The organism is Gemmiger sp. An120, from assembly GCF_002160955.1.
GTDB classification, from domain to species: domain Bacteria; phylum Bacillota; class Clostridia; order Oscillospirales; family Ruminococcaceae; genus Gemmiger_A; species Gemmiger_A avium.
Map to the genome: position 1 here is coordinate 1 of NZ_NFLN01000019.1, position 14,306 is coordinate 14,306.

10 protein-coding genes and 1 pseudogene are annotated in these 14,306 nt (G+C 53.9%); 6 read left to right on the top strand and 5 right to left on the bottom strand.

Annotated features, from left to right (window positions below; translation table 11 throughout):
* The first annotated feature begins 84 nt into the window (after positions 1-84).
* Positions 85-563 (top strand): annotated as a pseudogene (tnpA, locus tag B5E65_RS12960) (IS200/IS605 family transposase).
* A gap of 186 nt (positions 564-749) precedes the next feature.
* Here the strand turns inward: tnpA and B5E65_RS12965 are convergent.
* Positions 750-2,816 (bottom strand): helix-turn-helix domain-containing protein, encoded by a 2,067-nt coding sequence (locus B5E65_RS12965; RefSeq protein WP_087172193.1) that lies wholly within the window; start codon positions 2,814-2,816, stop codon positions 750-752.
* A 286-nt stretch (positions 2,817-3,102) separates the two neighbouring features.
* Here B5E65_RS12965 and B5E65_RS12970 point away from each other — a divergent pair, with 286 nt between their 5' ends.
* The 4 genes from B5E65_RS12970 (at position 3,103) to B5E65_RS12985 (ending at position 8,173) form a co-directional block, all read left to right on the top strand.
* Positions 3,103-4,164, top strand: coding sequence for an ABC transporter substrate-binding protein (locus B5E65_RS12970; RefSeq protein ID WP_087172194.1), 1,062 nt, complete (start codon positions 3,103-3,105; stop codon positions 4,162-4,164).
* An 89-nt stretch (positions 4,165-4,253) separates the two neighbouring features.
* Positions 4,254-5,345 (top strand): ABC transporter ATP-binding protein, encoded by a 1,092-nt coding sequence (locus B5E65_RS12975; RefSeq protein WP_087172195.1) that lies wholly within the window; start codon positions 4,254-4,256, stop codon positions 5,343-5,345.
* Entirely contained in the window at positions 5,342-7,063 is a 1,722-nt protein-coding gene (locus B5E65_RS12980) for an ABC transporter permease (RefSeq protein WP_087172196.1), read from the top strand. Before B5E65_RS12975 ends, B5E65_RS12980 begins: the two co-directional genes overlap by 4 nt.
* Positions 7,064-7,066: 3 nt before the next feature.
* Positions 7,067-8,173, top strand: a complete 1,107-nt coding sequence (locus B5E65_RS12985) for an ABC transporter ATP-binding protein (RefSeq protein WP_164488815.1) — start codon at positions 7,067-7,069, stop codon at positions 8,171-8,173.
* A gap of 95 nt (positions 8,174-8,268) precedes the next feature.
* On the opposite strand, the gene B5E65_RS12990 is transcribed toward B5E65_RS12985, so the two are convergent.
* The gene (locus B5E65_RS12990) at positions 8,269-10,164 is read right to left on the bottom strand and encodes a heavy metal translocating P-type ATPase (RefSeq protein ID WP_087172197.1); all 1,896 of its coding nucleotides are present in this window, start codon (positions 10,162-10,164) and stop codon (positions 8,269-8,271) included.
* A gap of 181 nt (positions 10,165-10,345) precedes the next feature.
* Between B5E65_RS12990 and B5E65_RS12995 the strand changes: the two genes are divergently transcribed.
* A complete protein-coding gene (locus tag B5E65_RS12995; RefSeq protein WP_087172198.1) occupies positions 10,346-10,909 on the top strand; it encodes a TetR/AcrR family transcriptional regulator in 564 nt (187 codons plus the stop codon).
* Positions 10,910-11,059: 150 nt separating this feature from the next.
* Here the strand turns inward: B5E65_RS12995 and B5E65_RS13000 are convergent, their stop codons facing one another.
* The 3 genes from B5E65_RS13000 to B5E65_RS13010 form a co-directional block, all read right to left on the bottom strand.
* Positions 11,060-11,440, bottom strand: coding sequence for a carboxymuconolactone decarboxylase family protein (locus B5E65_RS13000; RefSeq protein ID WP_087172199.1), 381 nt, complete (start codon positions 11,438-11,440; stop codon positions 11,060-11,062).
* Positions 11,441-11,444: 4 nt separating this feature from the next.
* Positions 11,445-12,800, bottom strand: a complete 1,356-nt coding sequence (locus B5E65_RS13005; RefSeq protein WP_087172234.1) for a pyruvate carboxylase subunit B — start codon at positions 12,798-12,800, stop codon at positions 11,445-11,447.
* A 256-nt stretch (positions 12,801-13,056) separates the two neighbouring features.
* Positions 13,057-14,094: a LacI family DNA-binding transcriptional regulator gene (locus tag B5E65_RS13010; protein WP_087172200.1), complete on the bottom strand. Its 1,038-nt coding sequence runs from the start codon at positions 14,092-14,094 to the stop codon at positions 13,057-13,059.
* Positions 14,095-14,306 lie beyond the last annotated feature (212 nt).

Below are 14,306 nucleotides of genomic sequence, written 5' to 3' on the forward strand. Positions count from 1 at the left end.
AGCCATAGAAAAAAGAGGACCTCCCTGTAAAATAGGATGTGGGTTTGCCAACCACATTCAAAAAACAGGGAGGTTGTCTTTGAAATGAGGAATAACAAAGACGTAGATAGTTTAAGTCATACAACGTGGAGATGTCAATATCATGTGGTGTTTGCACCAAAGTACCGGAGAATGGTAGTGTACGGACAAATCAAAAAGGATATAGGGCAGATATTGAGGCAGTTGTGCGAACAGAAAGGAATCGAGATCATCGAAGCGGAAGCGTGTCCTGACCACATCCACATGCTGATAAGCTTTTCGCCCAAGTATAGCATTGCGTATGTGATGGGTACTTGAAAGGGAAAAGCAGCCTGATGATTTTCGACAGACATGCGAATTTAAAGTACAAGTACGGAAATCGGCATTTCTGGGCACGAGGCTATTTCGTGGATACGGTAGGTAAAAACAAAAAGCGCATTGAGGAGTACATCAAAAATCAGCTGCAACAGGATCAGATTGCAGACCAGCTGAGCCTCAAAGAGTTTGTGGACCCGTTCACGGGTAGCAAGAATACCAAGGCATAAAAAAGAGGCCCCTTGAGGGGCCTGCCACGAGAAAGGAATGCAGTTGGCAGACCCATTCGTGGCCCCTTAAGGGGCTTTGCTAGTATAATGCCCTTATAGGGCTTACTCAACCACCGGCTAAGCCGGTGGTTTTGATTGCAGAAACTATAAACGAAATCATTTTTCAGGCGGACAGACTGATGAAACTCAGCTTTCTGCAGCTTCCCGATACTGGCGAGGGGTACTGCCGGTAAGCTTTTTGAAAATCACAAAAAAGTATTTGATGTTGCTGTAGCCTACCTTCTGTGCGATCAGCTCTGCGGGCTCACCTGTCTGGCGCAGCAGGCGGCAAGCCTGCTCAATCCGTATTTGATGCAGCGCGTCGCTAATGGAGATGCCGGCTGACTGCCGGAACTGTCGGTTCAGATAGGCTGCGTTTACGTCAAAGGTTGCGGCAATCTGCTGAGCGGAGAAGGCCTCCTCTGCGTAATGAGCCCGAATCTGCTCCCATACGCGGTTGCATAGTCGGGCAAGCCGCTCTTTTTGCCGTGCAGTGGCCAATTGTGCGATTGAACACAGTTGATCGTCAATATAACTGGTTAGCGTTTCAAGACTGCGCAATCCATCCAGAATACTGTCTGCCGATACAGTGGGAGATGCCCCCAGTTCTTTCTGCAATCCGGCCAGCTGACGACATAAATAGCGGATTGCAAAGCAGAAATCTGCATACCGATCTTTTTGTATTGCCTTTAGAATGCTTTCCCACTCATTTCGGGCCGTTTCCAGTTGAGCAGAACGAAGAGCCCCCACCAGGGATACCGCCATCTTTGCCTGAAATCCGCTTACTGAATTGCACAGAGCCAGCTGTTCCTGCTCCAGCACGGGCTGATTTGGATACAGAAACCGCATCCGGCGCAATTCTTCCAGTTCAGCTTGGCTGTGGCAAAGTTCCTCCACAGTAAAGCAGGAAAATCCTGCACAAGCCGGTATGTTTTCCTGACGCAGTAAGGCCAGAAGCCGGAAGCGGTTTTCTTTGGTACAGCTGCTTATAAGACAGACCGTTCCACCTTCGTCGGAAGCAATGCGCGGCTCAGAGCAAACCGGCTCCAGCAAGCTCTGCAGGCGACTGGGATCACGTTCCTCGCACAGCAGTATCACAGCGGGCAGGACAGTGTCCGGCGGTAGCTTGCCCTCGTCCCGTAAGCGCTGTAAAACGCGGGCATCTTCCTGACGACGCTGACTGGCCATCAATTCACTTACCTGACCAGGAAGATCTTCCGGAATTTCACCCGCTTGCTGCAGAGCACGCCGAATGTGCAAAAACGGCAAATACACCCGCACTGCCAGATAAATCAGTACCGCTACAATCAGGCTGCCTGCCAGACCAAAGGAAAGCAGCAGCACATCCCGAACACGAGCCAGAGCAGGAGAGATATCGTTGAAATCCAGGCATTTGAAATAGTACCAGCCGCTGGGCGTCAGCCGATAGTACATCCAGCAAGGCTGGCTGGACAGCAGCGGCGGCAGAAGCTGCCCGCTGTCTGGTTGGGCTATCAGCTGCTCTTTCAGCGCAGGCCAGCTGGCTTGCAATTGTGCCAAAAGATTTTCATCGGTACTTACGATGGGCTCACCAGAACTATTGGCGATAATATGCCCTTGCCCTGCTGAAATGCCGAGCAGATGAGTTTCATACCAGTTGCCATTCACATTCAGCAAAAGGGCACTGGGAGTATCTCCATTCGCCTCAAAGAATAAAAAGGAATAACACCGGCGTCCGCCTACCGTGCGCTGAATGGGGGACAGATAAGGGTATTGCTCCGGATGTGTCAGCAGCTGGACAGCGTCGCTGTCGTGAAACTGCTCGGGTGGGGCGGAAGGGTAGTTGCCTTCCGAGGTGAAGATCATGTTCATTGCCCCATTATATACCATTACACTGTCCAGAAAATCGCTGCTGCTCACAAAAGTACCCAGATCCCGCAGCCCTACTGTGCGGCTGGACACCGATAAATTCCGATCGGTACGTAGAGTGCGGACGGATGAAGTATAGAACATCTGCATAGCTGAGGTGCGGATGTTTTCCCCGGCAGCGTCCGACACGGTGTTAACCCAATCCACAAAATCCCGGCTTACCTCGCTTAGTGCCTGGATAGTGGCCTGGCGGAATTGGGCATACAAAAACAGGAAAAAACACAGAAAAACCAATACTAACAACAAGATTGCAGCCCACTGCTGCACGCGGCGGTCACCTGTAAATTTTTTAAAGGCCTGCTCCATGGTGGCCACCTCCTTTTCTTCCTGCTGACTGTCTGTCAACGAGTGCCACGACTTTATTATAGGTAACCGGATCGGACCCGTCAACGCGCCTGGCAACCAAAATTCGTTCAAAATTCGGCTTTTTTCGAGTTTTACTATATTCAAACTTCACATTTTCGAAATTTGATGGATATAATTATTGTGCAATCTGTTCAAAACGGCGAAACGGAACAGCGAGGCGCCCGCCGCCGCTTTTGCCGCTAGGGAACGAAATTCTGATCCCATATGTAAGGAGGAAAATGCTACCATGAAAAAACTTGCCTGTCTGATTCTTGCACTGGCTCTCGTGCTTACCGCCTGTGGTACTCCGGGACCTGGCGCAGGCCCTGCTTCTGAACCTGCCGGTACTTCCGCTGGTGGTTCCAACCCGAATGCCGGTGATGGGAAAAACTCCGGTACGGTTATGGTCTATTCTTCCATGCAGGAAGACCAGCTGATCGCTGTCAAGCAGGCCTTTGAGGCCAAGTATCCCGGTATCACCATGGAATATTATTTTGCCGGTACCAGCAAGGTTATCACCAAGATCGCAACCGAGGCCCAGGCCGGCCATGTAGATGCCGATGTGATCTGGGTAGGCGATCCTGCCGACTATGCTTCCTTTAAAGCACAGAATATTCTGCAGCCGTATACCTCTCCGGAATCGGAAGCTATTGACGCAGCCTATATCGATCCGGAAGGGTACTATACCGGTGCCCGTATCATGAACATGGGTATTGCCTATAATACTGCACTGGTCAGCCCCGAGGAAGCGCCGAAAACCTGGAATGATCTGCTGGATCCGAAGTGGAATGATCAGATCGTTATGACCGACCCGGGCACCTCCGGTACCTCCAAGTACTGGCGCAATGCCCTGATGTGCAGCGACAAGTACGGCGAAGAATACATCCAGAAACTGAAGGATAACGGTTGCTATCTGGAAAGCGGTACTACCGCTGCGCACAACCAGCTGGCTGCCAGCGCCTATAAAGTAGGCGTCTGCCTGGACTACGTCACGGCTAACCTGGCCAGCGAAGGCTCTCCCATTGCGTTTGTCTATCCGGAAGACACCGTTTCCATCTTCAGCCCGATTGGTCTGGTGGCCGACTGCGCCAACGAAGAAAACGGCAAACTGCTGTATGACTTTATCCTGTCCAAGGAAGGCCAGCAGGTGCTGATCGACAACAACCTGATCTCGGTGCGCAGCGACATCGACCAGGGTGATATCGACGTGGCCGCCATTGCCTCCAAGGCACTGCCCTGCGATCTGAACGCCATGGTGGAGAAGGACGAGGCCAACGGCACCGCTTTCGACAAGATTTTTGGACTGTAACAAATCCCATTCCGCCAACAGCGGATTAAATTCAAGCGGATGGGGGCGGGTTATACCGCCCCCATTCCGATAGTAAGCAGGAGGAGCCTATGGCAAATGTAGTGTTTAAGGATATCTCCTTCCGGTACGGCGATAACCAGGTGCTGAAAAATTTCAGCATGGAAGTGGACAGCGGTCAGATTCTCTGCCTGGTAGGCCCCTCCGGATGCGGAAAGACCACTCTGGTGCGATGCCTGTTAGGACTGAGCAAACCCGACACCGGTGAAATATGGGTAGGGGATACCTGCCTGTTCAGTGCTTCCCGTCGGATCAACGTGCCCGCCGAACGCCGGAATATCGGTATTGTGTTCCAGGACTACGCGGTGTGGCCGCATATGACCGTTAAGGAAAACGTGCTGTATCCCATGAAAAAGCATCGGGTTCCCAAGCAGGAGGCAGAAAAGCGGGCAATGTACGCATTGCAGCAGGTCAACATGACCGAATACGCCAACCATCTGCCCAGCCAGCTCAGCGGCGGGCAGCAGCAGCGGGTGGCAATCGCCCGGGCGCTGGTAGGCAACGGTGACCTGATCGTGATGGACGAGCCCATCACCAATCTGGACGCTAAACTGCGGGAACAGATGCTGACCGAAATCCGTCAGATTCAGCGCAGCAGCGGCACCACAGTTCTGTACATCACACACGACCAGGAGTCTGCCCTGCAGCTGTGCGACAAGATGGCCATTATGCAGCAGGACGGCAGTCTGTGCCAGATCGGTACCGACGAAGATATTATCCTGCGTCCGGCCAACCGCTTTACCTTTGAGTTTATCGGTGTGTCCAACTTCCTGCGTGTAGTGCGCAGGAATGGCGCCCTGGGTCTGGATGTAGGCAACGCCGTGATTCCCTGGCAGGCCGAACTGCCCGACGGACTGGACCCAGACAAAGGCAAGGGCGTGGAACTGGGTGTGCGTCCCAACGATATCGAGTTTGACCCCGCGTCCCCCATCCGCGCCAAGGTTCGCCGGTGTGTGTTCCTGGGCAGCGAGTACGATTACTTCGTAGATTTGGGCCAGCGGGAACTGCGGGTACAGCAAAGTACCCTGGCTGCTGTCCGCGCCGGCGTGATGCGGGAAGGCAGTGAGGTGGGCCTGCGCCTGCTCAATCCCCGCTATTATGAAGCAAAGGAGGCCAAGGCATGAGATTTGGCGTTCGTAAAAACAAAGACCTGGCCGCCATCGACGGCCGCCGCATCAGCCTGGACGGCGCTATGACCGTTTTGAGCTTTGTGCTGCTGATCCTGATCGTGGTGATCCCGGTCTTTATGATCATCTACCACGCATTCTTCTATGAAGGCCATTTCAGTCCGGAACTGTTCACCAGCCAGCTTCTGGATCCGGGCAACCTGGCTTCCATGTGGAACACCATTCAGATCGCTTTCTGGGTGACTCTGTTCGGCACCATTATGGGCGTGTTCTACGCCTGGCTGCTGGGCCGAAGCGACATCCCGGCCAAGGGCCTCATGCGGGCCTTGTTCAATATTCCCTACATGTTCCCGCCCTTCCTGGGCGCTATGGCCTGGGACCTGCTGCTCAACGGCCGGTCCGGTTATCTGAACCGCTGGCTGGTGGAAACCTTCCATCTGTCCGGCGCGCCTTTCAACATCAACTCGTTGGGCGGCATCGTCTTTGTGGAGCTGTCCTACTATTTCCCGTTCGTGTTCATGCAGGTGGTCAGCGCCCTGGAGCGCATGGACCCTACCCTGGAGGAATGTGCCCGCATCGCCGGCGCCAAGCAGTTTACGGTTATCCGTAAAATCACCCTGCCGCTGGTACTGCCTGCCATCAGCGCCGGCGCTCTGCTGATCCTGATCAGTTCGCTGGCTCACTTCGGCGTTCCCTCCATCCTGGGCTTCTCCCAGGGCATCTACACCCTGCCCACCAAGATTTATGCCACCATTTCCCGCTCGGGCGGCAGCTTTGAAGGAATACGCCAGGGCGCGGCCCTTTCCATTATGCTGGTTGTGGTCGTGGCTGTGGCCTTGATTATCCAAAAGAAGGTGCTCAGCGCCGGCAGCTACGACATCATCAAGGGCAAGAGCATGCGCCCCACCCTGATCAAGCTGCGGGGCGCCCGCATCCCCCTGTTTATCCTGGCGGTTACCACCCTGGTGCTCATCGTTATCGTGCCGCTGGTCATGATCTTCCTGGTAGGCTTGGTCAAGGCTTACGGTCTGCCGCTGATCCCGGAAAACTTCACCCTGAACAACTATATCAAGGTATTCGAGAGTTCCGGTACCTTCGATTCCATCAAGAACTCCCTGTTTGTTTCTATCAGTGCAGGCGTCGTCTGTATGTTCCTGGGTACCCTGATCGCCTACGTGGTACAGAAGATCAAGCCCCGCGGCAAAGGCGTTCTGGAAGTGCTGTCGGTGCTGCCGTACTCCATCCCCGGCACGGTTCTGGCTATCGGTGTTATCCTGGCCTGGAGCGGCGGACTGTTCGGCATCAGCCTGTACAACACCATCTGGATCATCCTGGTGGCCTACCTGGCCCGTTATCTGTCCTTCTCCATGAAGAGCAGTTCCGCGGCCCTGCTGCAGGTACATCCCAGTCTGGAGGAAGCGGCCCGCACCTGCGGCGCTTCCCATACCGAAAGCCTCAAGGACATCACCCTGCCGCTGATCCGGCCGGCGATGGTGTCGGGCTTCTTCCTGATTTTCCTGCCCGCCATGCGCGAGGTTACCACCTCGGTGCTTCTGTACGGGCCTTATACCCGCACGCTGGGCGTGCAGATTTACTCGCTGCGTGATGCAGGCATGATGCCCCAGGCGGCTGCCCTTGGTTCGGTGGCCATCCTGCTGATTATTGTCTGCAACACCATTGTTACCCAGATCACCAAGGACAGAAAGGGGGTATAAGCGTTGGATCAGATCGTACTGCGCCATGTAACCAAACGCTTCACCACCAAAACCCTGGGCGACATCGTAGCGGTGGATGACTTCAACCTGAACGTGCAGGAAGGGGAGTGCTTCTCTTTCCTGGGTCCTTCCGGCTGCGGCAAGTCTACTACTCTGCGGATGATCGCCGGGTTTGAGGACCTGAGCGAAGGCGAGATCGAACTTTGCGGCCGTCCTGTTTCGGTCAAAAGCAAAAACCTGTATGTGCCGCCGGAGGACCGGGGTCTGGGCATGGTGTTCCAGGCGTTTGCCGTCTGGCCGCATATGAATGTGTTCGAGAACGTGGCCTTCCCGCTGCGGATTCAGAAGATGAACCGGGCCGACATTGACAAGAAGGTAGCCGACGCGCTGCGTCACACCAACCTGACCGGTCTGGAAAAGGTGTACCCCTCGGATTTGTCCGGCGGCCAGCAGCAGCGAATCGCTCTGGCCCGCGCCATCGTTACCCAGCCTAAGGTAATGCTGCTGGACGAACCCCTCTCCAACCTGGACCCCAAACTGCGGGAGAGCATGCGGTTCGAGATCAAGGAACTGCAGCGTAAGTTCAACTTTACCATTATCTTTGTGACTCATGACCAGTCCGAAGCCATGGCCATTTCCGACCGGATGATGGTCTGCGATATGGGCCGTATCATGCAGATTGACACCCCAGAAAATCTGTACAACAAGCCGGTGAACCGGTTTGTGCACAGCTTCCTGGGTGAGAGTACCTTCCTGAACGTGGTCATCAAGGATGGCCAGGTCTATGCCGAGGGGGATATGGAACATCCCCTGGGGCTGGATATTCCGGACGGCGCCGCCGAAAAGATGGTGGTGGCCACCCGGCCCAACTCCATTGAGCTGACCGGCGGTTCCGACGGCTATCGCACCCATGTGGAAAAGCGCATTTTCCTCACCGACCGCACCGAGTATCTGGTGCCGGTGGGCGGCCAGATGCTCAAGGTGCAGACCCCGCACCGCGTTTCCTTTGCGGAGGGCGAGAGCTGCTGCGTCAAACTGGAATCCCCCATGTGGTACCCCGCCGAGGACGAGCAGGCCGAAAAAGAACGTCTGCGTCGTCAGCTGATCTGAAGAATGATTGCTTCTGATACCTTCTCTCAAAACAAATACAGAAAAAGGGCGGCAGCCAATACGGCTGCCGCCCTTTTTCTGTATTGCATAAAGCGTTAATCAAATTTCCGATCATAGAGCAATGCGGCGATCAGCACCACAAAGCAGGACCCGGCGTTGTGCACCAGGGCGCCAGTGGTGGGGTTCAGCATCTCCAGCAGGGACAGAACAATTGCAGCAAAATTGATGCACATGGACAGGGTGATGCTGAACTTGATGGTGCGGACGGTTGCATTGGACAGCCGCTTGAGATAAGGAATGCGGGAAATATCATCGCTCATCAGGGCAATATCCGCCGCTTCGATGGCGATGTCGCTGCCCATGCTGCCCATCGCCACGCTCACGTCGGCGGTTTTCAATGCCGGGGCGTCATTCACACCGTCACCAATCATGCAGACCACCCGGCCCTCTTTTTGCAGAGCCTCAATTCCAGCAACCTTTTCCTGCGGGAGCAGTTCCGCCCGAATCTCCTGAATTCCCACCTGCCGGGCAAAATAATCCGCGGTCTGCTTGTGGTCGCCGGTCAGCAGTACGGTACGGGTGCGCATAGCCGAAAGCCGCTGGACCATCTCCTTAGCCTGCGGGCGCAGACGGTCGGACAGGGCAATCGCGCCAATATACTGCTGCCGGTCTGCCACCAGAACCAGGGCTTTGCCTTGGGTGCGCAGTTCCTCCAGAACAGATACTGCAGCAGGGGAGAGGCTTACCCCATTTTCCCGCAGAAATGCCTCGCTGCCGCAGAGCAGACGATGCCCCTCCACCTCTGCCCGGATTCCTTTACCGGTATCCATGTGGAAGACAGAAGTTTCAGCAACTGCCAGGTCTTTTTCTTTGGCACAGCTTACAATGGCCTTGCCCAGAGGGTGCTCGCTTCTGGCTTCTGCGCTGGCGGTCAGGGCAAGCAGTTCGTTCTCACTGCGGGAAGGCTCAAAACTCCGCACATCGCTGACCTCCAGTTTGCCGCAGGTCAGCGTGCCGGTTTTATCAAAGGCAATCGTGTCCACCTTGCCCATCTTTTCCAGTGCTTCGCCGGATTTGATCATGACACCATGTTTGGTGGCCTGGCCGATGGCCGCCATGATCGCAGTCGGGGTTGCCAGAACCAGAGCACAGGGGCAGAACACGACCAGCACGGTCACAGCGGTAACGATATTACCGCTGAACAGGTAGGACAACACAGCAATCAACAGCGCGACCGGCACCAGCCAACTGGCCGCTTTGTCCGCAATGCGCTGCATGGGTGCCTGCTTATTTTCTGCTTCCTGCACCATGCGGATAAGTTTTTGCAGGGAACTGTCCTCGCCCACATGGGTCGCTGTAATATCAATGAAACCAAAGCAGTTGAGGGTGCCGCAGAAGACTTCCTCACCGGCGGCTTTGTCCACCGGGAGGGATTCACCGGTCATGACAGATTGATCCACCGAGGTCTCACCGCGCAGAATGGTACCATCTACCGGGATTGTTTCGCCGGGCAGTACCCGCAGAATATCGCCATGTTGAATCTGCGCGGCCGGGATCCGATCTTCCCGGCCATCCTTAATTCTGCGTCCCATGGTGGGGGCCAGGTTAAGCAGTTTATGTAGCCCTTTCTTTGCCCGGTTGGTGGTTGCGTCCTCCAGCAGCGCACCGATGGCCATAATAAAGGCAACTTCACCTGCCGCAAACAGGTCCCCGATGGCAATAGCGGCAAACATGGCAATGCAGATCAGCAGTGCCGAAGAGATTTTGCTGATGCCGGGATTGTGAATCAGCCGCCAGAGTGCCAGATACAGCAGAGGAATACCGCTGATTATTACTGTTAACCAGGAAGGGTCAAAAGGAAGCAGCGAAAAGCGTATAGCCTGTCCGCCAAACTCCTCCACCAGATGCGGCACCAGATCAAACAGCAAAAATACACCCGCCACAATTGTCATTGGAAGCCCTGCCAGAAAATCGCAGACCCGTTTTATCATGCTGATTCCTCCCGCTCCACATGTCAGCCTTGACGCGTATAGGCATAAGCCGTACAATATATTTGCTAACGAACACTTTGTTCTCTTTCATTGTAACAAGCGGTTGGAGGAATACAACGGATAATCCCGCCAGCCTGTTTCATACCGAACAAATCTGCCGAAATGTACGGGAGGGGCCGCGATGGACAGACGTCAGCAAAAAACGCGGGCAGCAATTTTTGATGCGTTCAGTGTGCTGCTGTCGCAAAAAAGCTACAGCAAGATAACGGTACAGGAAATCATCGATGCCGCTGATGTAGGCCGTACTACCTTTTATGCCCACTTTGAAACCAAAGATGATCTGCTCAAAGCGTTGTGTGAAGAACTGTTTGGCCATATCATCAACAGCGCGATTGACAGTGCCCATACCCATGGCCTGTATTCCGATCAGGCCGCGCCGGAATCGGTTTTCTGCCATCTGCTGCAGCACCTGCAGGAGAACGATAAAAATATCGTGGCGTTGCTTTCCTGCGAAAGCAGTGAGGTGTTTCTGCGGTATTTCAAAGACAGCCTGAACGGGCTGGTGCAGTCCCAGTTCGTAAACCAGAACCGCAGGCATAACAAAGAAATCCCGGAGGATTTTCTTGTGAACCACATCTCCAGCAGCTTTGTGGAGATGGTGCTCTGGTGGATCCGCGGTCACCGAAAACAGACACCCGCAGAACTGGACCAATATTTCCGTGCTGTTATTGAGCCGATTTTGTAAAGAGGGCTTTATGGCTGTGGCCATTAAAGACGTAAAAGCACAAAACGCCTCTGCGCGGTGGTGACCGCACAGGGGCGCTTTGTGCTTTCAGCATAAGAGGATTTGACAGTTTAACTGGATAGCAAGTGATTGGAGAAACGGAGAACCAGATTACAGGTCAATGGCCTCCAGATCAAGGTTCTCCAAAACAGGAAGCAGCTTGGTGACGCCGCAGGTAAAGAAGATCATGCGGATTACTTCACAGATCTCGTCTACCGAAGCACCATATTTTTGCGCCAGCTTGGCATGGACGGTAAATGTGGTGGTGGTACCGGTGGCCATCCCGATTGCCATAACAATCAGTTCCCGATACTTGCGAGGAATGGTCGTATCGGCTGCATTTTCCCGATATTGATTTAAAAACATCTGGGCCAGATGAGGATCATTGCCCATCTGACGATGGCTGTCCAGCAGCGTCCCGCCGCGCGCTTCTTTAAGCGCCTGCAGAATTTCCCGGCTGTGAGCCAGCTTTTCCGGATTCTCTTGCTTCATGAATTCAGGCCTCCTGTCCGTATTTCTTTTTCAGATAGTCCACCGCAATGGCAGGGAAGAGGGCGTAAGTCAACACGTCCTCGTCACTGTGGGCCAGGTCGCCAATCTCGGACTTGGCCTTTTCCCAGCCGGGCTCCAACAAATCGGCCGGGCGGCAGGTAATGGGGGCTTCTCCTTCCAAAGCCTTTTTCATCAGTTCCGGAGAAATCTGGCCCGGCGGCATGCCGTACATACCACGGCAGTAATCCCGCATTTCCTTGCTGACCATTTTGTAGCGCTGCCCGGTTAAAACGTTGGTGGTTGCTTGTGCACCGCACATCTGACTGCTGGGGGTAGCCAGCGGAGGATATCCCATGTCAGCCCGTACCCGTGTGACTTCGCTCAGTACTTCAGGCAAGCGATCCAAAGCATTCATGGTACGCAGCTGATTTTCCAGATTCGTCAGCATCCCGCCGGGAATCTGATGCTGCAGACATCCCACGTCCACGCCAATCAGGCGGCTTTCGTACTCCGCATACCGTTTGCGCATATACTGGAAAGCTGTATTCAGCGAAGTGAACTGTCCCACATCAATACCAGTATCCCGTGGGGTACCTTTCAAACCGGCAACAAAACTTTCAATGGGCGGATGGCCGGGTCCAAGACCAAGGCTGGACACACAGACATCCAGACCATCAACGCCGGCGCGAATGGCTTCCCAATAACACATCTCTGCCATACCACCGGTGCAGTGACAATGGAGATGAACCGGAATATCAAGCGCGGATTTCAGTGCACTGATCAGTTCGTAGGCAGCAGGGGGCGTCATGAGACCGGCCATATCTTCTACATGGATCAGCTCCGCGCCCATACGCTGCTGTTCTTTGGCGTTTTCTACGAACTTCTCTGCCGTATGGAAGGGGCTGATATTGTACTGAATACTGCCTTCAATCTTTTTGCCTGCTTTTTTTACTGCACGGAATGCGGTTTCACAGTTCCGCAGATCCTGCAGGGCATCAAAAATCAGGAAAATATCAATGCCGACCTTAGCGGCACACTCAACAAATTTTTCTACAATGTCGTCAGGATATGCCCGGTATCCCACCAGGTTCTGGCCCCGCAGCACCATTTTCAGCGGTGTATGCCTCATAAAACGCTTGAACACACGAACGCGGTTCCAGGGATCATCCTGCAGGTAGCGGATACAGACATCAAATGTCGCTCCGCCCCACATTTCCATGCTGTCGTAACCCACTTCATCCATCCGCTTTAAAAGCGGGATCATGTCTTCCGTGGTTACACGGGTAGCCAGAAGCGATTGCTGCCCGTCACGAAATTCAACACTGTTGAACTTCACAGGCGTGCTGCTGGCAAAGGTCATACCGCCTGCCGACACCGTGCTGGGCGCGGGCTGCGGAGTCTTGCCGGAGAAAAGCACAGTACCACCCTTTCTGTTCTGGGAAGATTCGGCGGGTGGATAGGGCCGCCAATCACTGATACTTGCTAAAACGTTGCACTAAATCGTTGTACTTATCCTAACAGCTTTTCAGGGCTTTGTCAATAGGAAAGCAAACAAAAAGTCTGCCGCGTAAATACGGCAGACTTTTTATATAGGAATATATTGTAAAGAAGTACAGTCAACGGGTTCCGGCGGCTGCGCCGCTAAGTCGGAAACTCTCCCGCAGACAAATTACCGGTTCCAGTTCAATATGAGTGGGGGTCGTATCACCGCTCTGCATGGCGGTTGTCAGCACGGCAATAGCCGTATCGGCGATTTTGGGCGTGGGCATGGAAATGGTACTTACCGAGGGGATCAGATACTGCATGGTTTCCGGTGCCTGTGTGGCAATGCTCAGCAATTCCAGATCCTGCGGGCAGTACAGCCCGTACTTGCGAAGCGTGTACAAAGCCCCTTGCGCCATACAATCACTCTCGCAAAACAGCATGCGGGGACGATCGTGCAGAGCGCAATATGCCTCAGCTGCCACACTGCCGCCAGCGATGGTATTGGGGCCTTTAAAGATCCACTCCGGGCGTACCTGGATGTTCAGCTGATGACAGGCATAAATAAAGGCGGTTGTTCGTTTGGCTGTAGCAAAGTAGCTGCGTTCCGCCTGGATGATGGAGACCTCTGTATATCCGCGCTGGCGGATCAGGCTGGCGGCTTGCAGGCCCATATTTCCGCTGTTGGCGCCTACCGTAGAGAATCGGTTGGATTCCCGGTTGATCAGCACTACCGGCATCGGCGGGTCCAGTGTTTCCAGATACTGCAGGTCGGATGGCGAAGCAGCACCAACCAGTACCCCGTTATAGTTGTTCTGCACAATTGGTGCTGCGGCCTTTTCAAACTTATCATTTTCGTAGGTCTGTACAACCAATTCGCATTCATATCCCCGCTCGGCCAGGCTCTCTTTGATGCCGGATAAAAAACTTCCCAGCATGTTGGTCCGGTAGTCCAGAGGCCAGTAAAAAGCAATGATGGGTTTGCGGGCCTCATTTGTGCGGAGGCGACGGGCGGTCAGATTGGGACTGTACCCCAATTCCCGCATAGCGGATGTTACCCTTTCGACGGTTGCGTCCGGAATCCGCTTCTCCTTTGCGCGGCCGTTCATCACGATGGAGACGGTAGTAGGGGATACGCCCGCCCTTGCCGCTACGTCCCGAATGGTTGCCATACAGTTCCCTCCGATAAACAAGATTATCGTTTTATTAAATCATACTACTTGTTTAGTGATTTTACAAGGTTTACTGATTTTTTGGAGAAAACCAACGGTAAAATCCGATAAATCTGGTGGTTTGCACAGGAGAATTCATGCGAAATGCACAATCTGACGAAAGAAAGTTCGGGGTATTGACTTTGCTGTATCGATTTAGTATTCTACTCTCG

Excerpts from the sequence above, each read along its gene's own strand:
- B5E65_RS12965 (WP_087172193.1), bottom strand. The coding sequence starts at position 2,816 with ATGGAGCAGGCCTTTAAAAAATTTACAGGTGACCGCCGCGTGCAGCAG.
- B5E65_RS12970 (WP_087172194.1), top strand. The coding sequence starts at position 3,103 with ATGAAAAAACTTGCCTGTCTGATTCTTGCACTGGCTCTCGTGCTTACC.
- B5E65_RS12975 (WP_087172195.1), top strand. The coding sequence starts at position 4,254 with ATGGCAAATGTAGTGTTTAAGGATATCTCCTTCCGGTACGGCGATAAC.
- B5E65_RS12980 (WP_087172196.1), top strand. The coding sequence starts at position 5,342 with ATGAGATTTGGCGTTCGTAAAAACAAAGACCTGGCCGCCATCGACGGC.
- B5E65_RS12990 (WP_087172197.1), bottom strand. The coding sequence starts at position 10,164 with ATGATAAAACGGGTCTGCGATTTTCTGGCAGGGCTTCCAATGACAATT.
- B5E65_RS12995 (WP_087172198.1), top strand. The coding sequence starts at position 10,346 with ATGGACAGACGTCAGCAAAAAACGCGGGCAGCAATTTTTGATGCGTTC.
- B5E65_RS13000 (WP_087172199.1), bottom strand. The coding sequence starts at position 11,440 with ATGAAGCAAGAGAATCCGGAAAAGCTGGCTCACAGCCGGGAAATTCTG.
- B5E65_RS13005 (WP_087172234.1), bottom strand. The coding sequence starts at position 12,800 with ATGACCTTTGCCAGCAGCACGCCTGTGAAGTTCAACAGTGTTGAATTT.
- B5E65_RS13010 (WP_087172200.1), bottom strand. The coding sequence starts at position 14,094 with ATGGCAACCATTCGGGACGTAGCGGCAAGGGCGGGCGTATCCCCTACT.